Origin of the sequence: Halorubrum distributum JCM 13561, from assembly GCF_000337395.1 — an archaeon.
Classification (GTDB): Archaea; Halobacteriota; Halobacteria; order Halobacteriales; family Haloferacaceae; genus Halorubrum; species Halorubrum distributum.
In genome coordinates this window covers 77,577-97,399 of sequence record NZ_AOJF01000040.1, presented here as the reverse complement: position 1 = coordinate 97,399, position 19,823 = coordinate 77,577, and the positions used below count along the sequence as shown (strand labels likewise).

20 protein-coding genes are annotated in these 19,823 nt (G+C 69.2%); 10 read left to right on the top strand and 10 right to left on the bottom strand.

Annotation, left to right across the window (positions count from 1 at the left end; all coding sequences use genetic code 11):
* The first annotated feature begins 191 nt into the window (after window positions 1-191).
* Window positions 192-2,669, top strand: a complete 2,478-nt coding sequence (locus C470_RS09945) for a DEAD/DEAH box helicase (RefSeq protein ID WP_008366988.1) — start codon at window positions 192-194, stop codon at window positions 2,667-2,669.
* Between the two features lie 33 nt (window positions 2,670-2,702).
* Here the strand turns inward: C470_RS09945 and C470_RS09940 are convergent, their stop codons facing one another.
* Window positions 2,703-3,824, bottom strand: a complete 1,122-nt coding sequence (locus C470_RS09940) for a molybdopterin-dependent oxidoreductase (RefSeq protein ID WP_008366986.1) — start codon at window positions 3,822-3,824, stop codon at window positions 2,703-2,705.
* Window positions 3,825-3,885: 61 nt separating this feature from the next.
* Window positions 3,886-4,713, bottom strand: a complete 828-nt coding sequence (locus C470_RS09935) for an MBL fold metallo-hydrolase (protein WP_008366985.1) — start codon at window positions 4,711-4,713, stop codon at window positions 3,886-3,888.
* 172 nt (window positions 4,714-4,885) lie between these two features.
* Between C470_RS09935 and C470_RS09930 the strand changes: the two genes are divergently transcribed.
* Window positions 4,886-5,929 (top strand): succinylglutamate desuccinylase/aspartoacylase family protein, encoded by a 1,044-nt coding sequence (locus C470_RS09930; protein WP_008366983.1) that lies wholly within the window; start codon window positions 4,886-4,888, stop codon window positions 5,927-5,929.
* A 25-nt stretch (window positions 5,930-5,954) separates the two neighbouring features.
* Here the strand turns inward: C470_RS09930 and C470_RS09925 are convergent, their stop codons facing one another.
* The 3 genes from C470_RS09925 to C470_RS09915 form a co-directional block, all read right to left on the bottom strand.
* Window positions 5,955-6,440: a Tfx family DNA-binding protein gene (locus C470_RS09925; RefSeq protein WP_004597628.1), complete on the bottom strand. Its 486-nt coding sequence runs from the start codon at window positions 6,438-6,440 to the stop codon at window positions 5,955-5,957.
* A gap of 136 nt (window positions 6,441-6,576) precedes the next feature.
* Window positions 6,577-7,056, bottom strand: a complete 480-nt coding sequence (locus C470_RS09920; protein ID WP_008366981.1) for a TRAM domain-containing protein — start codon at window positions 7,054-7,056, stop codon at window positions 6,577-6,579.
* 136 nt (window positions 7,057-7,192) lie between these two features.
* Window positions 7,193-7,540: a hypothetical protein gene (locus tag C470_RS09915; RefSeq protein ID WP_007345499.1), complete on the bottom strand. Its 348-nt coding sequence runs from the start codon at window positions 7,538-7,540 to the stop codon at window positions 7,193-7,195.
* Between the two features lie 132 nt (window positions 7,541-7,672).
* On the opposite strand from C470_RS09915, the gene C470_RS09910 reads away from it, so the two are divergent.
* Both C470_RS09910 and C470_RS09905 read left to right on the top strand, forming a co-directional pair.
* Window positions 7,673-7,888: a hypothetical protein gene (locus C470_RS09910; RefSeq protein ID WP_008366979.1), complete on the top strand. Its 216-nt coding sequence runs from the start codon at window positions 7,673-7,675 to the stop codon at window positions 7,886-7,888.
* Complete coding sequence (locus C470_RS09905) at window positions 7,885-8,727, top strand: BKACE family enzyme (RefSeq protein ID WP_008366977.1); 843 nt, start codon at window positions 7,885-7,887, stop codon at window positions 8,725-8,727. Before C470_RS09910 ends, C470_RS09905 begins: the two co-directional genes overlap by 4 nt.
* Window positions 8,728-9,684: 957 nt before the next feature.
* Here C470_RS09905 and C470_RS09900 read toward each other — a convergent pair.
* Together C470_RS09900 and C470_RS15345 are read right to left on the bottom strand one after the other, a co-directional pair.
* Complete coding sequence (locus C470_RS09900) at window positions 9,685-11,553, bottom strand: acetyl-CoA carboxylase biotin carboxylase subunit (RefSeq protein ID WP_008366975.1); 1,869 nt, start codon at window positions 11,551-11,553, stop codon at window positions 9,685-9,687.
* Window positions 11,554-11,624: 71 nt separating this feature from the next.
* Window positions 11,625-12,857, bottom strand: a complete 1,233-nt coding sequence (locus C470_RS15345; RefSeq protein WP_008366973.1) for an RNA-guided endonuclease InsQ/TnpB family protein — start codon at window positions 12,855-12,857, stop codon at window positions 11,625-11,627.
* Window positions 12,858-13,241: 384 nt separating this feature from the next.
* Between C470_RS15345 and C470_RS09885 the strand changes: the two genes are divergently transcribed.
* A complete protein-coding gene (locus C470_RS09885; protein ID WP_004597643.1) occupies window positions 13,242-13,490 on the top strand; it encodes a hypothetical protein in 249 nt (82 codons plus the stop codon).
* A 233-nt stretch (window positions 13,491-13,723) separates the two neighbouring features.
* On the opposite strand, the gene C470_RS09880 is transcribed toward C470_RS09885, so the two are convergent.
* Window positions 13,724-14,029 carry a hypothetical protein gene (locus C470_RS09880; RefSeq protein ID WP_008366971.1) on the bottom strand — a complete coding sequence of 102 codons (306 nt, stop codon included), beginning with the start codon at window positions 14,027-14,029 and terminating at the stop codon, window positions 13,724-13,726.
* Window positions 14,029-15,573 (bottom strand): acyl-CoA carboxylase subunit beta, encoded by a 1,545-nt coding sequence (locus C470_RS09875; RefSeq protein ID WP_004597647.1) that lies wholly within the window; start codon window positions 15,571-15,573, stop codon window positions 14,029-14,031. The genes C470_RS09880 and C470_RS09875 overlap by 1 nt, the downstream gene beginning before the upstream one ends.
* A gap of 319 nt (window positions 15,574-15,892) precedes the next feature.
* On the opposite strand from C470_RS09875, the gene C470_RS09870 reads away from it, so the two are divergent.
* The 5 genes from C470_RS09870 (at window position 15,893) to C470_RS09850 (ending at window position 18,530) form a co-directional block, all read left to right on the top strand.
* Entirely contained in the window at window positions 15,893-16,531 is a 639-nt protein-coding gene (locus C470_RS09870) for a 50S ribosomal protein L1 (RefSeq protein WP_004597651.1), read from the top strand.
* Window positions 16,528-17,574, top strand: coding sequence for a 50S ribosomal protein L10 (locus C470_RS09865; protein ID WP_004597653.1), 1,047 nt, complete (start codon window positions 16,528-16,530; stop codon window positions 17,572-17,574). Before C470_RS09870 ends, C470_RS09865 begins: the two co-directional genes overlap by 4 nt.
* Window positions 17,575-17,590: 16 nt before the next feature.
* Window positions 17,591-17,938, top strand: a complete 348-nt coding sequence (gene rpl12p, locus C470_RS09860; protein ID WP_004597655.1) for a 50S ribosomal protein P1 — start codon at window positions 17,591-17,593, stop codon at window positions 17,936-17,938.
* Between the two features lie 123 nt (window positions 17,939-18,061).
* Window positions 18,062-18,253, top strand: coding sequence for a hypothetical protein (locus C470_RS09855; protein ID WP_004597656.1), 192 nt, complete (start codon window positions 18,062-18,064; stop codon window positions 18,251-18,253).
* Between the two features lie 61 nt (window positions 18,254-18,314).
* Window positions 18,315-18,530 carry a DUF7472 family protein gene (locus C470_RS09850; protein WP_004597657.1) on the top strand — a complete coding sequence of 72 codons (216 nt, stop codon included), beginning with the start codon at window positions 18,315-18,317 and terminating at the stop codon, window positions 18,528-18,530.
* Between the two features lie 55 nt (window positions 18,531-18,585).
* Here the strand turns inward: C470_RS09850 and C470_RS09845 are convergent, their stop codons facing one another.
* Window positions 18,586-19,743 (bottom strand): DNA primase large subunit, encoded by a 1,158-nt coding sequence (locus C470_RS09845; protein WP_008366968.1) that lies wholly within the window; start codon window positions 19,741-19,743, stop codon window positions 18,586-18,588.
* Between the last annotated feature and the right edge of the window lie 80 nt (window positions 19,744-19,823).

Below are 19,823 nucleotides of genomic sequence, written 5' to 3'. Positions count from 1 at the left end.
ACTGTTAATACGCACCACGGAGATCCGTCGCGTGATGAGTGCGCAAACACGATCCGGCGACCGGCTCGCGGAGTGGGCGCAGCTGGTCGACGAGGACGTGCCCGAGGAGCTCCGAGAGGAGCGGTCCGGCGACCGATAACTTTCACCCCGGTTCGCGAAGGCTTTAGGCCGGTGCCGGCCAAGAGCCGCCGATGGCGACCGAGGCCGCCGGGATCGACAGACCCCTGCTCGTCGACGACTTCCTCCAGCGACGCCGCTACCAGCTCCAGCTGGCGGACGCCGCCGCCGACGAACACACGCTCGTCTGTCTCCCGACCGGCCTCGGAAAGACGACGGTCAGCCTGCTCGTCACCGCCGAGCGCCTCCACCAGGCGGGCGGGAAGGCGCTCTTTTTAGCCCCCACGAAGCCCCTCGTCCAGCAGCACGCGGACTTCTACCGCGAGGCCCTCTCGGTTCCGGACGACGAGATTGTCGTCTTCACCGGCGACGTGAAGCCCGACGACCGCGCCGCGCTGTGGGACGACGCCCGGATCGTGATCGCGACCCCGCAGGTCGTCGAGAACGACCTCGTCGGCAACCGGATCTCGCTGCGCGACGTGACCCACCTCACCTTCGACGAGTGCCACCGCGCGACCGGCGACTACGCGTACGTCTACATCGCGGAGCGCTACCACGCCGACGCGGCCGATCCCCTCGTCACCGGGATGTCGGCCTCGCCCGGCGGCGACACCGAGGAGATCGAGACGGTCTGCGAGAACCTCGGGCTCGTCAACGTCGAGGTGATGACCGAGGAGGACGCCGACGTCGACGAGTACACCCACGACACCGACGTTCAGTGGGAGCAGGTGACGCTGCCGGACGAGGTCCTCGACATCCGCGACGCGCTCAACGAGGTGATCACCGACCGGTTGGAGAAGCTGAAACAGCTCGGGGTGACGAACACGACGAACCCCGACCTCTCGCAGAAGGACCTCAACAAGATGCGGGGGCAGCTGAAACAGATGATGGACAACGACCAGTCAGACGGGTACAAGGGGATGTCGACCCACGCCGAGGTGATGAAGCTCCGGCGCGCGACCGAGCTGGTCGAGACCCAGTCGGTCGAGTCCGTCCGGCGCTACTTCGAGCGCCAGCGCGAGGCCGCCCGCTCGTCTGGCGCCTCGAAGGCGAGCCAGCGCATGGTCGCGGACCCCAAGGTTCGGGAAGCGATGCGGAAGGCGGAGTCGTTCGACGGGCTCCACCCGAAGTTCTCGAAGGCCCGGATCCTCCTGGCCGAAACCCTCGGGATCAACGGCGGCGAGCGCGCCATCCTCTTCACCGAGTCGCGCGACACCGCAGAGGCGCTCGTGGAGTTCCTCTCCGCCAGCTTCGACGTGCGCAAGTTCGTCGGGCAGGGCGACAAGGAGGGCTCGGACGGGATGAGCCAGACACAGCAGCAGGAGACGCTCGACGAGTTCAAGAACGGCGAGTTCGAGGTGCTCGTCTCCACGAGCGTCGCCGAGGAGGGGCTCGACGTGCCCGAGGTCGACCTCGTCTGCTTCTACGAGCCGGTCCCGACCGCGATCCGCTCGATCCAGCGCAAGGGCCGGACCGGCCGACAGGCCGAGGGGAAGGTGGTGGTCCTGATGGCCGAGGACACCCGCGACGAGGCGTTCTTCTGGATCTCGCGGCGCCGCGAGAAGAAGATGGCCAGCCAGCTCGCCGAGCTGAAGGAGGCCACCGACGACATCGAAGAGAACGTCGGCGACGACGGGCAGGCCGGCCTCGACGCGTTCGGCGGGGGATCCGGGAACAGGGGTGAGAACGCGGACGCCGAGGCCGGACTCGAAGAGAGCGCGGATGCGATCGACGAGGACAGCGACGACGCCGGGGACGACGACGCCGGACTCACCGACTTCGCCGAGGAGGCGCGGGAGGGCGAGGACGACGTGAGCGACGAATCGGAAGCGAGCGGCGAGGCCGAAGCGGGCGACGACGACGCGGACGACGACGGCGTCGTCGCGACCGCCGGCGTCGACGACGGCGTCGAGGTCGTCGTCGACCAGCGCGAGCTCGACTCCTCGATCGCGAAGGACCTCTCGACGCGCGACGGGCTCGTCACCCGGCTGGAGACGCTCGCGGTCGGCGACTACGTGCTCTCCGACCGCGTCGCCGTCGAGCGCAAGTCCGCGGCCGACTTCGTCGACTCGATGCTCGACGGGGACCGCTCGATGTTCGAGCAGATCGGCGAGCTCTCGCGGGCGTACGCCCGGCCGGTGATGGTCGTCGAGGGGACGAACCTCTACGGGCAGCGGGACATCGAGCCCAACGCGATCCGCGGCGCGCTCGCGTCGCTCGCGGTCGACTTCGACGTGAGCGTCCTCCGCACCGAGGGCGAAGACGACACCACCGAACTGCTCGCGACGATCGCCAAGCGCGAGCAGGAGACGCGCGACCGCGAGGTGAGCGTCCACGGCGAGAAGACGACGAAGACGCGCGCCGAACAGCAGGAGTACGTCGTCTCCGCAATCGCCGACATCGGCCCGGTCACGGCGCGCACCCTCCTCGAACACTTCGGCACCGTGGAGGCCGTGATGACCGCGCCGGAGGACGACCTCCTCGAGGTCGACGGCGTCGGCCCGGTGACCGCGGAGCGCATCCGCGAGGTCGTCGGGAGCGAGTACGAGTAACCGGGCCCTCCGCGGTCGTGAAGCGATCGCCGCTCAGTCGAACCCGCTCACCAACGTCACCACCCACTGGCCGAAGTCGTACTCCGAGCGGACCTCCACGCGCGTCACCCACTTCACCCACTGGAACCCCCGCCTGTCGGGCGCGACGAGTCGGGCGGGCGCGCCGTGCCCGTGGCTCAGTCGCTCGCCGCCGACGTGGGTCGCGAGCAGCGCGTCTGCTGCCTCCTCCAGCGGGAGGCTCCAGCGGTAGCCCGTCACGGACGTGAACCGGACGTAAGCCGGCTCGGGGTCGGAATCCGCCTCGGGAGCGTCCCCCGGGGCCGCGACCCCGCCGGCCGCATCCAGCAGGTCGCCGACCCGGATTCCGTCCCACTCCTGGACCGTGTACCAGCCGCTCGTACAGTCAAGCAGCGCCTCCGTCTCGTGGCCGGCGGCGAGGTCGGCGGCGGTCAGTTCGACGGGGTCGCGCACGAGGCCGTCGACCGCCAGCCGGTACGCGTCCCGGTCGATCGGGTCGGGGTCGTCGGCGACCCACGACGTGATCGGGAACGCGCCGTTCCCGGCGCCCCCGCGGGGCTGCGAGCCGGTGAACCGCCGGTCGGCGCCGGCGGTGTCGAGCGCGTCGTTGACGCCCTGCTGGAGCCGGTAGGTCGCGCCGCCGGCCGCGAGCAGCGCGAAGTAGCGGACCGCGGTCCGGCGCCGCTCGAAGTCGACGCGGCGCGGGAGCCGGAACCGGGTCGACGCGTGCGCGGCCACGAGCGGGACGAGCGCGAGCCCGAACCCGACGTGAACGGACAGCAGGGTCCAGTAGGAGAGACGCACGTCAAGGCCGAACACCCACGCGACGCCGGTCCCGATGGCACCGACCGCGGCGACGAGCGTCAGGACGGAGAGCGCGGTCGACCGCCGCCAGAGGCCGGGGTCGGTGAGCCGGCGACGGACCCGCGCGAGCTTCCACGCGAGCAGCGCGACGATGCCGACGCCGAGGGCGCGGTGGAGCCAGAAGAGGGGCCACCCCTCGGGGACGCCGACGGTGAAGGAGACCAGCCCCGTGACCGCCTCGGCGACGACGAACGCGAACAGCGACCAGTCGACCGCGCGCGGCGGCGGCTCCAGGCGGTCGAGCGCGGTCCGGAGTCGATCCGTCGCGGCCATCTGCGCGTGCTACGTGCTACCGAGCCAAAAGGATACAGCCCGCGGAGGCCCGCCGCGCCCGCTACAGCTCGTACACCTCGCCGTCGACCGCCAGCGGCTCCTCGAACGCCTCGTCGGCGGGGTAGAAGTGCGCGAGGTGGACGAGCCGCGTCCGGTCGGCGTCGAGGTCGTCCGCGAGCGCGAGCGCGCCCTCCCGGGTCATGTGCTTCGTGCCGAACGTCCGCGGGACGCCGTCCGGCCCCTCGTGGCGCCCGCCGATCGGGTGGTGTTCACAGAGCGAGGCCGGGACGATGGCGTCGGCGAGCAGGAGGTCGGGATCGGCGAGCGCCTCGCGGGAGGCCTCGGGGACGTCGTAGCTGGTGTCGCCGGTGAGCGAGAGCGTCGCGCCCGTCTCCGGATCCTCGATCACGACGCCGTAACACAGAAGCGGCGGGTGGTCGACCGGGACGAACCGGACCTCGAACCCGCAGGTCTCGAACGGCTCGAACGGGTCGCGGGCGTGGACGCCGATCCGGTCTTCGAGGTAGTCGTACTTGTCGCGGATCGTCTCGGCGACGCTCTGGTCCGTCGCGGGGTCGGTCTCGTTCGGCGCGTGGACCGGGAGCCCGTCGACGAGCCGGTAGACGTTGCCGAGCCCGTCGAGGTGGTCGAAGTGGATGTGCGTCACGAGCCCGGCGTCCGGGAGGGGGACGTCGGCCGCGAGGAACTGCTGTCTGAAGTCGGGACTGAAGTCGACGAGCAGCGACTCGCCGGTGCGCTCGTTGGCGACGTGGACGGAGAAGCGCGACCGCGACACCCCGCGCTCGCGGGCCCGTTCGCAGGTGTCGCAGTCGCAGCCGACGGTCGGCGTCCCCGTCGTGTCGCCCGTCCCGAGGAGGGTGACCCGCATGGGACGCGCTCGGCGGGCCACGGCCTTAGCGTCCGCGGTCGGGGCGCGGCAGAAGTCGGAGCGGGAGCGACCGCGCGGCGACCGAACCGCACGGCGACCGAACCGCACGGCGGCCGAACCGCGCGGCGACCGAACCCCCGAGGTATAACCCCGATCCGCCCCGATCCGGACCATGCACACCAGCCGAGAACTGACGCTCGCGCGACTCCCCTCGGGCGTGCCGATCCGGACGACCGTCCACGCGTACGGCGAGGGCGAACTCGTCGACGGCGACGACGGCCCCGAACTCGACGCGCCCGAGGACGCGCCCGTGGTGTACACGCAAGCGGCCCAACACGGCCGGGAGGTGAACGGGACCGCGGTCCTCAGGCGGCTCCACGAGCGACTCGTCGGCGAGGCGTCCGAGACCGGAGCCGAGGACGGGCCGTCGGCCGCCGACCTCGACGGCACGCTCGTGGCGGTGCCGGTCGCCGACCCCCTCACCTTCGACCGCGTCTCGTACACGACGCCCGAGTCGCTCGACTCGCGGCAGCCGAACATGAACCGCTGCTGGCCCGGCGACCCGGAGGGCTCGCTCCACGAGCGGATGGCGGCCCGGCTGTGGCGGTTCGCCGGCGAGGCGGACGCGATCGTCGACCTCCACACCGGGTCGCCGTCGATGGCGACGCATACGGTGTACATGCGCGGCGACGAGGCCTGCCGCGGGCTCGCGGAGGCGTTCGGCGCGGGCCTCCTGCTCGCGGAGGCGGCGGGCGACGACGCCGACACCGAGTGGGACGAGCGCGGCTTCGCCGGGAAGCTCCGGGTCGCCGCCACCCGCGAGGGGATCCCGACGATCACGCCCGAGCTCGCGCACAGCAAGGAGATCGTCCCGGAGGCGGTCGCGGCGGGCGTGTCCGGGATGGTCGGCGCGCTGCGGCACGAGGGGCTCCTGGCGGGCGAGCCCGACGCGTGGGACGGGGTCGTCGCGCGCAACCACCTCGGGCGCGCCATCGCCGACGACTCCGGGCTGTTCGTCCCCGAGCCCGACCTCGCCGTCGGGGACCGGGTGACGGAGGGCGAGCGCGTCGGCGAGGTGTTCGACCCGACGACGTTCGAGACGCTCCAGGTCGCGCGCGCCGATCGCGACGGGATCGCCTACTCGGTCGCGCGGGAGGCGACCGTCACGGCGGGCGCGACGCTGGTCGGCGTCGCGGAGCGGATCGACGAGGAGTGACGGGAGAACGGCCGAGAAACCGGGGTTACGAATGTCGGACGCGGATCTGTCCGTCCGCGGCGACCGTGACGAAGAGGCGGTTGCGGACCTCGCGGCCGCGGACCGCGTCGCCCGCGCGGTCGCCGATCGTTTTCATCAGCTCGGGCGCGGTCTGGTTCACCTTCACGCCCGCCTCGTCGCAGGCGTCGTACACCTGCTTCGGCGCGTCGTAGAGGTCGGTTCCGGCCTCGATCTCGACGCGGACCGGCGCAGACAGCGCCTCGGCGAACGCGACCGTCTCGCGGGCGCGCTCGACGTTGTCGCGGGCGCTCGACTCCACGCTGGAGACGTTCGCGCGCGAGGTGCCGAGCCGGTCGGCGATGTCCGACTGCCGGAGCCCGCGCTCGCGGAGCGCCAGCACCTCCGCCTGTCGGCGGGTGAGCACGCTCTCGTCGGCGTCGAAGCCGGCTCGCTCCAGGATCGAGTCGGCATCGACGTCCGCTGGGTCCGGCTGCTCGTCGTCTGCGGCCATGTGACCACCGACGGGCCGGTCGCTCAAAAAACGGCGGATTCGCGCGGCGGGCGCGAGCGAAGAGATCGGGCGGGGGTCGCCCGAGAAATCGACGGCGTCCGGACTGTCCGTGGGGCGGGGCTCCCCCGGGACGCCGTCACTTGCCCCAGAAGTTCTCGCGGCTGCCGAGCCGTTCGCGGTCCGTGCGGTCCGGGCGACCGCGCTCGTCGTCCTCGTCGTTCTCGTCGTCCGCCGCGTCGCCGTCGGCGGCCTCGTCGTCTCCCTCCTCCGCTTCCGGGTCGTCGGGGAGGCGCTCGATCACTTCCTCCGCCGTCGCGTGGCTGGACTTCACGCGGTGGATCTTGACCTCGGCGCGCGCCGGGGGGAGGAGGCCGTCGACGAGGATGATGAATCCGTCGTCGGTGCGGCCGACGCCGGCACCGCTCTCGTGGATGTCGTCGACCTCGACGACGACCGCCTCGCCGGGCTGGACCGGCTGCTGTTTCAGCTCGTAGATCGGCATGTCGTAGTGGTTACACCACTCCGCGCCGCCTTTGTTGCCGTAGTGTTGACACCCCATCCCCTGAATGCGTTCGTCGAAGCTGGGGCAGTCGTCGGCGAGTGGACAGTCCGCCATACCGTAGGGGAGACCGGCCGCCGTTGTAAACGTTTTCGACTCTCAGGCCGAAATTCGCGAAAACGGCCGATTCACGCGTCTCAGCGGCGGCTGCTTCGAGAGGGAGACAACGGGGAGGACGCTTCCCCCGTCGATCTTACAGGAACTCGCGGACCTCGGAGTACCACATGTCGTGGTGGTCGACGGCGTCGAGCGCGTCCGCGACGTCGACCGCGATGGCGTGCCAGCAGCGCTGGTCGGGGTCGTCGGCGTCGAGGTTGTACGTCGCGTCCGCGCAGTTGCACTCCCCGTCCTCGACGACGTACTCGTCCTCGTGGCCCACGACGACGGTGAAATCCCGGTAGCGCTTCACGCGCCCCTCGCCGACCGCCTCGATGGCGCGCTGCCCGCGGTCGCCGTGTTCGTCGACGATGGCCGCGGCGATCGGGCCGGTCAGCTCTCCGGCCTCCTCGATCGCGGCGCGCCAGTCGTCGACCGGCTCCATGGTCCCCCGTTCTCGGGCGGTCGGTTAAACAGCGTCGGTCGGATCGGGGTGGGTCGGCCGGACCAGGCGGTGTTGGGTCTGGTCGGCGCTTCCAACGCGTGGTTTCAAGCCGCTTCCCCGCCTCCGTCCGCCATGGACGAGGCGTGCCAGCACTTGTCGTACCGCGAGGCGGGCGACGGGAAGTCGTTCGAGACCGCCCGCGCGTTCTGTACCGTGACGGGATCGTTCGTCCAACCGATGCGCGCGGACATCTGTAACGCGCGGTACGGACTCGACCCCGAGACGGACTGCGAGTTCTACGAGGAGCCGGAATCAGCGCCGACCGACGACGCGGACGCCGACGGATGACCTACGACGACTACCTCGACGGGAAGCCGGCGATCGTCACCGCGGCGCTTACGGGCGGCGTCCACGGGAAGGAGGCGCACCCGGACCTGCCGGAGACGCCGGAGGAGGTCGCCGCGGCCGCGGCCGCCTGCGAGGAGGCGGGCGCGAGCGTGCTCCACCTCCACGCGCGCCGGGACAACGGGGAGCGCGCCTTCTCGACGGAGCGCTTTCAGGCGGTGGCGGACGCGGTCCGCGAGGCCACCGACGACGCGGTCCTCCAGCACTCCACCGGGGGGACGGCGGCGCCGGACGCCCTCCGACACGAGCCGCTCCGGACCGACCCCGCCCCCGAGATGGCGTCGCTCGACATGGGGCCGCTCAACCGCTACGACCGGCTCACCTCGGAGAACACCCGGGAGCTGGTGTCGTCGCTTCACGCCGAGATGAAAGAGCGGGGCATCAAGCCCGAACTGGAGGTGTTCAACGACGGCCAGCTCAACGAGTCGTTGGCGATTCTGGACGAGCTCGACGACCCGCCGTACCTCAACTTCCTCTTCGGCGGCGGGACCACGTCGCCGCCGCACCCGCGGAATCTGATGAATCGGGTCGAGGCGCTCCCGGAGGGCGTCGAGTTCAACGTAATCGGGTTCGGCCCGCATCAGCTCCCGATGACGACCCAGTCGCTGCTGCTCGGCGGGCACGTCCGGGTCGGGCTGGAGGACAACCGGTACTACGAGCGGGGCGAGCTGGCGACGAACGAGCAGCTGGTGGCGCGCGCGACGCGGATAGCGGAGGAACTGGGTCGGCCCGTGGCGACGCCCGAGCAGACGCGCGAGATGCTGGGATTGCGGGGTCGATAACGAGAATTTGGGTCAGGAACGTCGATAGCGATACGATATTTAAAGATAGCGAGGGACGGCGACGACTATTTATAAATGAACGACGCGGTGGCGCGTGCCTCCGAGTGGCCGCCGAAGGCGGCCGCGAGGAGCACGCGCGAGGGACGCCGCGAGCGACGTGGGCGACCGAAGGGAGCCCCGAGCGAGCGGCGAGGTTGGGGAGGTGAGAGGTGCTGTGCGGTCACGGTCGGGTGGGACTCGAAGGGGCAGCCGGGAGGCCCGCGCAGGCGACGTAAGCACTGGAAGGAGCGAGCATCGCGAGCGACTGAAGCGCGCAACGAGCGTGCGCGGGCCTCCCGGCTGGGGCTTCGGCGGTGCTCGCCGTCGGCCTGTTGACGACTATTTATAAATGATTGATGCTGCTGAGATGGCGATCTCCAAAGCCTCAGTCGCGACGGCTCGCGCGCCTTGCTGCGCTCCTCAGTCCTCGTTTCACTCGCTCCTTACGGTGCTTGCTACGGCGTGCTTCGCTCTCGCGACTGCCCTTTTGAGTCCCGCCCCGCACAGCCTCAGACCTCCCCAGCCTCGCGGTTCGCGCTCTCCGAGCGCTCACCGCGTCCAGCGAGGGACCGAAGGTCCCTCTGGCAGCCGGCGCGTAGCGCCGGCGACCTCGCGGGCTGCTCGCGGCCTCCGCTTCGCTCCGGCCGCTCGCAGCCGCGCCACTACCTGCCGTCTATAATCTCTCGTCAGTGCCGGGCGCGCCCGTTTAAATATCGAACCATCGCTATCAATCTGCGATACTCGCTCCCGAAATCCCGCGTCGCTACGTCTGTACTGACCGCTACCGGTCGGAGAATATTACTTCCTGAGGCTCTCAACGGAGCCAACGGTGTACAGGTAAGCGCCCGCGACGTCCAATTTCCTCGCCGCAGCGCTGTCAATCACTTATAAATAACCCCGTTCGAAGAAAGCTCGAACCTACTCTAATACGATCAGCACGTCGCCCATGTCGACGCTGTCGCCCTCGCCGACGTGGACGCTCGCGACGGTGCCGCCGCGCTCGGCGACCACGTCGTTCTCCATCTTCATCGCCTCGAGGACGCAGACCACGTCGCCGGCGGCGACCTCGTCGCCCTCGCTCACGTCGACCGAGAGGATCGTCCCCTGCATCTCCGCGTCGATGGCCTCGCCGCCCTCCGCGACGTCGACGCTCGAATCGTCGCCCCCGTCGTCGGATTTCGCTTGGGGCGGACGCTGCTGGCCGCCGCTTCCGCCTCCGCCGCCCTCCGGCACCGGAATGGCGGGCGCGCCGCGCTCCTCCAACTCGACGTCGAAGCGCTTCCCGTTCACCTCGACGGTGAACTCGCGTTCGGTGACCTCCTCGTCGTCGTCGCCCGCGGACGCCGACTCCGACCCCCACTTCTCCTGCGCCTCGGCGACCAGCTCGCGGTCGAGCTCCTCGTCGAGGTACTTCGTCGTGTGCGTCCCGTCGACGAACCGCTCGTCGTCGAGCATGAGCCGGTGGAAGGGGACGATGGTGACGACGCCCTCCAGGTCGTACTCCGCGAGCGCGCGCTTCGAGCGCGCGAGGCACTCCTCGCGGTCCGGGGCCCAGACGATCAGCTTCGCGATCATCGAGTCGTAGTCGGTGACCAAGTCGTCGCCCTGCCGGAGCGCGTCGTCGACGCGCACGCCGATCCCGCCCGGCGGGTCGTACGTGTCCAGCGACCCCTCGTTGGCGGGCTGGAAGTCGTTCGCGGCGTTCTCGGCGTTGATCCGGAACTCGATCGCGTGGCCCTCCAGCGCCACGTCGCCCTGCGAGACGGACAGGCCCTCGCCGCTGGCGACCCGGAGCTGTTCCTTGACGATGTCGATCCCCGTCAGCTCCTCCGTGACGGTGTGTTCGACCTGGATCCGGGTGTTCACTTCGAGGAAGTAGAAGTTCGTCTCCGGACCGAGCGGCTCGGACGGGTCGCGGTCGGGGTCCTCCTCGACGAGGAACTCGACCGTCCCGGCGTTGGTGTAGTCCGCGGCGGCGACGCCCCGGCGGGCCGCCTCGCCGATCTTCTCGCGCAGCTCGTCGGAGAGCGCCGGGGAGGGCCCCTCCTCGATCACCTTCTGGTGGCGGCGCTGGAGCGAGCAGTCGCGCTCGCCGAGGTGGACGACGTCGCTCTCGCTCACCGAGCCGTCCGGGTCGTCCGCGACGATCTGGACCTCGACGTGGCGGGGGGTCTGGAGGTACCGTTCGAGGTACACCGAGTCGTTCGAGAAGTACGCCTCGCCCTCGCGTTTGGCGGATTCGAGCGCTTCTTCGGCGTCCTCCGCGCTCTCGACGACCTTCATCCCGCGGCCGCCGCCGCCGCCCTCGGCCTTGATCGCGACCGGGTAGCCGTACTCGTCGCCGAACTCCGTGACGGCCTCGACGTCGGTGACCGGCTCCGTCGTCCCGGGGACGATCGGCACGTCGGCGTCGTCCATCACGCGCCGGGCGTGCGTCTTCTCGCCGAGGCGCTCCATCGCGTCGCTCTCGGGGCCGACCCACGTGATCCCGTCGGCGGCCTCGACGCGGGCCGCGAAGTCGGCGTTCTCCGCGAGGAACCCGTACCCGGGGTGGATCGCGTCCGCGCCGGCCGAGCGCGCCGCCTCGACGACGGCCTCGCCGTCGAGGTACGAGTCGGCCGCGCGGGCGGGCCCCACGTTGTACGCCTCGTCCGCGTACCGGACGTGGCCGCCGTGCTTGTCGGCGTCGCTGTAGACGGCGACGGTGTCGACGCCGAGCTCCTCACAGGCGCGCATCACGCGGACCGCGATCTCGCCGCGGTTCGCCACGAGAACCTTATCGAACATTCCTGTCGGTTCTTCCACGAACTGCTACCAAACTCTGTCGGTCCGTGCCGGGACGAGTGAACTACCCCATCCTACTCGCTTACCGCTGACGCGGTTCGCTCCTTGAGGGTGGGGCTTCCTGTTTCCACGACGCGCTTTGTAGACACCGAAGTGGTGTCCGTAGGGAGCGCAGTCTCCACAGGCGGTGATTCGGAGTGTCCCACTCCTACTTTGTCGAGTCCGCGAGAAAGAATGTTCCACGACGCATTCGCGTCTCTGTCCGCCACAAACCCACATGATGGGCACGAATGCTCACGCACCCACAGCGGTTTGTCCGTCTCTGTCCCGCATGACGCGCATTCTTTCGTCGTTCCACCGGGGTCTACGGCAACGAAGTGCGTCCCCTCACGCTCACATTTGTATTCGAGCATTCGCAGGAACGTTCCCCACGAGGCCCCGGCACGGTTCCGAGAGTTGCCCGGTAGTTCGATTAGTCCCTTCGCGTCCAAGTCCTCGACGGCCACCAAGTCGTACTCTCGGGCGTAGTAGTTCGACAATTTGTGGAGGAAATCTCGACGCTTGCGTTTCAGGTCGGCGTGGCGTCGAGCGACCATCTCGCGCTGATCCTCCCAATTATTAGAGCCGCGTTCCTTCCGCGAGAGGTTGCGTTGAGCGCGTTCCAACCGCTCACGCTCGTCGGAGAAGTCTGGCGACTCGACAGCAGTGCCGTCCGTGTCGTGAGCGTACTTGACAATACCTACGTCAATACCCACCACATCCCTAGGATTCTCCGGTTTCTCTGACGTAGCTTCGTCCACGTCGATACCGAACGTGGCGTACCACTCGCCCGTGGGCTCTCGTTTGACCGTGACCTGCTTAATGGTCGCGTTCTCGGGGATGTCTCGGTGGAGGTGAATCGGGATCTCGCCGATTTTGCTCAACCGCAAGACAGGCCGACCACTCGTATTCTTGAGTTCGAAGCCGGACTGGTTGTAGGTGAGCGACCGATACTCCTGAGGCGGTTTCCACTTGAGCATCCCCACGGCGCGTCCGTTCTCCTTCTGCGCACGGAGCGTAGAGAGGTTGTCGTAGACACGCTTGACGACCATTTGGAGGACTTTCGAGTGAACGTCATTCAGGTCATCCCACCACGATTTGAGGTCGGGGAGTTGTCCCTGTACCTTGTAACGTGCTGGAATCTCGTCTGTCTCGTTGAGTTTGTAGAGGACGTGGTTGTGGAGTTGCCTACAAGTATCGACGTGGTGTAGAAGCGTCTCGGTAAGGGCTTCCGGTGGGTTAAGTCGATACTTGTAGCCGTAGTACATCTATGACTCTCGTTCCTCGATGAGTTCGTCCAGTTTCTCTTGGACGAATGAGGAGAGGCTCAGGTGATTGTCCTGAATCCACTCCTCTTGATCGTCACGGATGGAAATGGTCTTTCGCGTTGCCATATCATAACTTACGTAATTTACATACAAGTAGTTTGCGGGGGTGAGGGCTGCGGGCCAGTCGTCGCGGAATAGTTGTGAGACGATAACAGCGTGGACGAATCATTTTGCGATTCGTTAACACTCTAGAGATCTCCAATTTCTGGAGACGCTGTATTCCCTCTATACTACGCGACTCGGTCTTCGGCCTGCGTTGTTCGTTGAGAAAGCGGGCTTAGCGCCTGAAAACAATTAAAAGGACTGCGGGCGCCACGATCAGGTATGCTCGACGCGGGAAACCCGTACGTGTTGCCGTCGGTGCTGGTCGGCGCCGCCGTCTACCTCGGCCTCACGGTCGCGACCGACGCGTCGCTTCCGATCCGGGTCGGCGCGCTCCTCGTCCTCGTGGGCGTCGTCCCGGTCGTCCTCAACCGACTGCTCGGCGACCGGGGCGGACCGACCCTCGACGACGGCGACGAGTCGGCCGCCGCGACCGCGGGTGAGGACGCCGGCGACGAGGGGACGCGCTGAGCGACCGCGGGAGAGACTACCACAGGCATATATATCAGCGGACGTATCACCGAACGCGCCCTGAGGCAGGGCCGGGTCGACGGCGTAACGGTTCGACGCCGCGCCGTCGGGGGAATGTACGCGGCCGGACGCCCCCGCGTCCGGCGGTTCGGTTTGACGTGTCGACGACGCGACCAGCGACTGGTCGAAGCGCCCGATCTCCGGACAGAGTACGAGAGCGGCGCGCCCGCGCCTCAGAACCGGTCGCTGCGACCGGCCGCGGTCCACGGGTCCGCGGGCGCGTCGGCGGGGACGCGCACCCGGCGGCGGTGGAGACGGTCGATGCGACCGGCGAGCGCCCAGCGGTCCTCCTCGCGCCCCTCGTCCCCGTCGCTCGCGGCGGCCGCGGCGGCGAGTTCGCCGTCCCGGAGGTGCGCGGCGACCGCGGCGGCGATGGCGGCCGCCTCGTCGTCGCGGGCGTCGTCCGGGATCGAGAGGCCGGCGATCGGGGGAGCTCCGTCGGCGCTCTCCTCGCCGACCGCTTCGTCGTCGGCCGCCATCAGATCGGGATGTTGCCGTGTTTCTTCGCGGGCTGGTCCGTGCTCTTCCCCTTCAGCATCTTCAGGTCCTCGATCAGGCGGGCGCGGGTCTCGGTCGGCTCGATGACGTCGTCGACGAAGCCGCGGTCGGCGGCGGTGTAGGGGTTCGCGAACTCCTCGCGGTACTCGTCGATGAGCTCCTGTCTGCGCGCGTCGGGGTCGTCGGCCTCGGCCAGCTCCTCGCGGTAGAGGACGTTGACCGCGCCCTTCGGCCCCATCACCGCGATCTCCGAGGTGGGCCACGCGTAGTTGACGTCGCCGCCGATGTGCTTCGAGGACATCACGCAGTAGGCGCCGCCGTACGCCTTCCGGGTGATGACGGTCAGGAGGGGAACGGTCGCCTCCGAGAAGGCGTACAGGAGCTTCGCGCCGTGGCGGATGATCCCGTTGTGCTCCTGGTCGGTGCCGGGCATGAATCCGGGGACGTCCTCGAAGGTGAGGATCGGGATGTTGAACGCGTCACAGAAGCGGACGAAGCGCGCGCCCTTCTGGCTCGCCTCGATGTCGAGCGTGCCGGCGTTCACGCGGGGGTTGTTGGCGACGACCCCGATAGAGTGGCCGTCGAGGCGGGCGAAGCCGACGACGATGTTCTTCGCGAAGTTCTCGTGCACCTCGAAGAAGGAGCCCTCGTCGGCCACGCTGCCGATCACGTCCTTCATGTCGTACGGCTTCCGGGGGGCGTCCGGGACGATCTCCGCGAGCTCGTCGTCCGCCCGCTCGGGGTCGTCCCACGGCTCGACGCGCGGCGGGTCCTCCACGTTGTTCGCGGGGAGGTACGACAGCAGCCGCGCGATGTTGTCGAGCGCCTCCTCCTCGCTCTCCTCCGCGAAGTGCGCGACGCCGGAGGTCGAGGAGTGGGTGACCGCGCCGCCCAGCTCCTCGAAGCTCACCTCCTCGCCGGTGACCGTCTCGATGACGTCCGGCCCGGTGATGAACATGTGCGAGGTGTCTTTCACCATGAACGTGAAGTCCGTGATGGCGGGCGAGTACACCGCGCCGCCCGCGCACGGCCCCATGATCGCCGAGATCTGGGGGATCACGCCCGAGGCCTCCGTGTTGCGCCGGAAGATCTCCGCGAAGCCGCCGAGCGAGGCGACCCCCTCCTGGATCCGGGCGCCCGCGGAGTCGTTGAGGCCGACGACGGGCGCGCCCACGTCCATCGCCTTGTCCATCACCTTACACACCTTCTCGGCGAACACCTCGCCGAGCGACCCGCCGAAGACGGTGAAGTCGTGCGCGAACACGAACGTCTTCCGGCCGTTCACCTCGCCGTAGCCGGTCACCACGCCGTCGCCCGGGATCTGCTTCTCCTCCATCCCGAACGTGTGGTTGCGGTGGGTGCGGAACCGGTCGAACTCGTGGAAGGTCCCGTCGTCGAGGAAGTAGTCGATCCGCTCGCGGGCGGTCATCTTCCCCTTGTCGTGTTGCGACTGGATCCGGTCTTCGCCTCCGCCCTTCGCCGCCCGCTCGCGGCGCTCCCGGAGGTCCTCGATACGGTCGTCCATCGTCACGCCGGACCACCCTGAGTCATTACCTCGTCGGTCGGACAGCGGCGTCAAAAGGGTTCCCCTATCCGACGTTTTGGCGTTCGACGCGCGTCGAATGGCGGGCCGGGGAGGCGACGGCGGAGCGACGGGACCGCGGTGGCGACGCGGAGGGGAACCGCGCTCGACCCCGCGACCGCCGCGGAGCGGCCCTGCCTCCGGTTCACACGGCGACCGGCGGTTCGACGCTTTTAAACCTCCGATGGACCACTCTCCGATGAGACAGGCTTCGCCTGTTTCACTGACCCGTAGGAGCGACCTGCGTACTACGGAGGTGAAAATGGCAGACACAATACAAGAGGCCGTAACCCTCGCACTCGACGATGCGCCCGAGCGGAACTTCCGCGAGACCGTGGACATCGCGATCAACCTGCGAGACCTCGACCTCAACGATCCGTCGAACCGTATCGACGAGTCCGTCGTGCTGCCGGCTGGAACGGGGCAGGAGACACAGATCGTCGTCTTCGCGGAGGGCGAAACCGCCGTCCGCGCAGAGGAGGTCGCTGACGAAGTACTCGACAGCGACGACCTCGAAGACCTCGGAGACGACGACGACCGCGCAAAGGACCTGGCCGACGAGACCGACTTCTTCGTCGCGGAGGCCAACCTGATGCAGGACATCGGTCGGTACCTCGGTACCGTCCTCGGTCCGCGCGGGAAGATGCCTACCCCACTGCAGCCGGACGACGACATCGTCGAGACCGTCAACCGGATGAAGAACACGGTGCAGCTCCGGTCGCGCGACCGGCGCACGTTCCACACCCGCGTCGGCGCCGAGGACATGGGCGCCGACGCGATCTCGGACAACATCGACGTCATCATCCGGCGGCTCGAAGCAGACCTCGAGAAGGGCCCGCTCAACATCGACGGGATCTACGTGAAGACCACGATGGGTCCCGCGAAGGAGGTGCCCGTATGAGCTCGGTCCGCAAGACCGAGACGATTCCGGAGTGGAAACGGGAGGAGGTCGCCGAACTCGTCGAGTTCATCGACTCCTACCAGTCCGTCGGGATCGTCGGCGTGGCCGGCATCCCGAGCCGGCAGCTCCAGGCCATGCGCCGGGAGCTCCACGGCTCGGCGGCCGTCCGCATGAGCCGCAACACGCTCACGAACCGGGCGCTCGAGGAGGTCGACGACGGCGTCGAGGCGCTGACGGAGTACGTCAGCGGCCAGGTGGCGCTCGTCGGCACCAACGACAACCCGTTCGGCCTCTTCAAGCAGCTCGAAGCCTCGAAGACCCCCGCCCCGATCAACGCGGGCGAGGTGGCCCCCAACGACATCGTGATCCCCGAGGGCGACACCGGCGTCGACCCGGGGCCGTTCGTCGGCGAGCTCCAGACCGTGGGCGCGTCCGCCCGCATCATGGACGGCTCGATCAAGGTGACCGAGGACTCGACCGTGCTGGAGGAGGGCGAGGTCGTCGACGACGACCTCGCGAACGTCCTCGTTGAGCTCGGCATCGAGCCCAAGGAGGTCGGCCTCGACCTGCGCGCCGTCTACTCCGAGGGCGTGCTGTTCGAGCCCGACGAGCTCGAACTCGACGTCGACGAGTACCGCGAGGACATCCGGTCCGCCGCGGCCGCCGCGCGCAACCTCTCCGTCAACGCCGCGTACCCGACGGCCGCCACCGCCGGCACCCTTCTCGCGAAGGCGTCCGGCGAGGCGAAGTCCGTCGGCCTGTTCGCGGAGATCGAGAGCCCGGACGTCGTGCCCGACCTGATCGGGAAGGCCGACGCCCAACTGCGCGCGCTCGCGACCCAGATCGACGACGAGGAGGCGCTCCCCGAGGAGCTCCAGGGCGTCGAGGCCGCGCCGGCACCGGAGCCGGCGGCCGACGACGCCGACGAGGAGGAGGAACAGGCGGACGAAGACACGGAAGACGCCGAGGAGACCGACACCGACGACGACGCCGACGACGACGGCGACGACGGCGGCGAGGGACTCGGCGCGATGTTCGGATAACACGAGGTACACACCAATGGAATACGTTTACGCTGCGCTCATCCTGAACGAGACTGGCGAAGAGATCAACGAAGACAACGTCACCGGCGTGCTGGAAGCCGCCGGCGTCGACGTCGAGGAGTCCCGCGTCAAGGCGCTCGTCGCCGCGCTGGAGGACGTCGACATCGAGGAGGCCATCGAGACGGCCGCCGCGGCCCCGGCCGCCGGCGCGTCCGCCGGTGGCTCCGCGGACGCCGACGCGTCCGCCGACGAGGCGGACGCCGACGACGACGATGACGACGACGAGGCCGAGGCCGCCGACGAGGCGGACGACGACGAGGAAGAGGGCGACGGCGGCGAAGGGCTCGGCGAGCTCTTCGGCTGAGCCGGCGCGCGACTCCCCGACGCCGACAGCGTCGACCGACCACCGATTTTTCGCGACGCGTCAGTATCCGGAATGATAACGCCGTCAGCGATTTTATATGACGATCGCGGAAACGGAGAGTCGATGAAGATCGTCGACGGCGACAAGGCGGAGTGTGACCGGTGCGAGTCGGTGTTCCCGCTCGCGGACGTCTCCCTGTTGGAGAAGGAGACCAACCGCAACTACGAGCGGGTGCTGTGCGAGGAGTGTCTGAAGATCGTCGGCGTGCCGCGGGGGTACACCCTGCGGCGGGACATCACGCACCTCGCGACGTGAGCGCCCCGCGGGCGGGACGCCCATCGAAGTCCTTTTTTAGCGGCGACGGGAAGCCGCACTCATGGAAATCGACGCGGAGCTCCGTCGGCAGATCACGGTCTCGCTGGCGGCGGCCGCGGTGTTCATCGTCGGGCTGATCGCCATCGGGGTCACCTTCGGCGGGTCGACGGTCCTTCCGGAGGCGGGAGCGATCGCGCTCGTCGCGCTGTTGGCCGGGTTCGTCCTCCTGATGGCCGGCGTCGGAACGTACCTGATGCGCGCGAAAGACGAGTCGTAGCCCCCCGGACCGTCACCGCTCTTTTCGGCCGCTTTCCGTGTCCGACCTGCGGCGTTTACGCTTCGTCCGCCCCGTCAGCCTCGCGTCCGTCCCGCCAGTCGGTCACGTCGTCGGCGGCGGCCACCCGCGTCTCGTAGTACGAGAGGGGGTCGGCAGCCACTTGCATGTGGTCGTCCTCGTTGTGGCAGATCCCGTAGTTCGCGAGCGTCTCGCAGGTCGGCGGGGGGTACTGGGTCCCCCGGTCGTCTGTCAGGAACTCGGTCTGGTAGCGGATCCCCTCGGCGTCGAGGCTCGTGTCCGCGCAGAAGGCGACGACCTCGTCGGGCGTCATGCCGATGCCGACGAGGAACGCCATCAGCGCGAACGACTCCGCCGCGGAGAGCGCGGCGTCGCGCTCCGCCTTCTCGATCAGGTTCGTCATACACGGCGGGAACAGCGCGGGGGCGACGACGTCCGGCGGCTCGGCGTACGTCCGCTCGGAGAGCAGCCGCCGGAGGTCGGCGACGCGGGACTCCAGCGCCGCGGCGATCTCCTCGTCCGCGCCCAGCTCGAAGGGGAGCCCCTCGGCGACCCGCGCCTCGACGGCGGCCTCGAGCGCCGCGAGCAGCTCCTCGCGGGAGACGCGCACCGCGCCGTCGGCGAGCGCGCGGTTGACGAGCCGCCACGAGTCGCCCCACTCGGGCGAGGTGAGCCGGAGGTACGGGCCGACGTCGATCCGGTAGTGGTCGGGGTCGCGGCCGGCACCGGTGGCGCCGGTTCCGGCACCGCGGACGCCGGCCGGCGCGGTGGCGTCCGGGCGCACGGCGTCCGCGAGGTCGAACTCCGCGAGCAGGTCGTCGAGCCCGACGGTCGCGGACGACACCGACCGCAGCTCGTCGTCGGTCTCCAGGTCGCGGCGGACCCGCTCCATGGCGGTCGCCGCCTCCGCAGCGGCGTACTTCTCGATGGCGGGGTCGGAGTCGAGCAGCGAGACGAGGATCCGCGCGATGGGGTACGAGAGCAGCTCCGCCTGCGTGTCGGACGCGGACTCGCCGGGGAACTCGCCGCTCTCGGCGGCGACGGTCCCCTCGAGAAGGGCGCGCTCGACGCGCTCGCGGGCGCGCTCGACCGCCGGGGCGTCGGCCGCGACGAGCTCCGGCAGCGACACCGCGGCCTCGGCGACCGCCTCGCGGGCGCTCGCGAAGAACGGGTACTTGGCGTCGAGCGCGTCCATGTCGGCCCGAGGTAGTGAGGGCCGGCGAATAAGCGGTGCGGTCCGCGGTCGGTCGGCACGGCAGGGGACCCGGCCGGCGG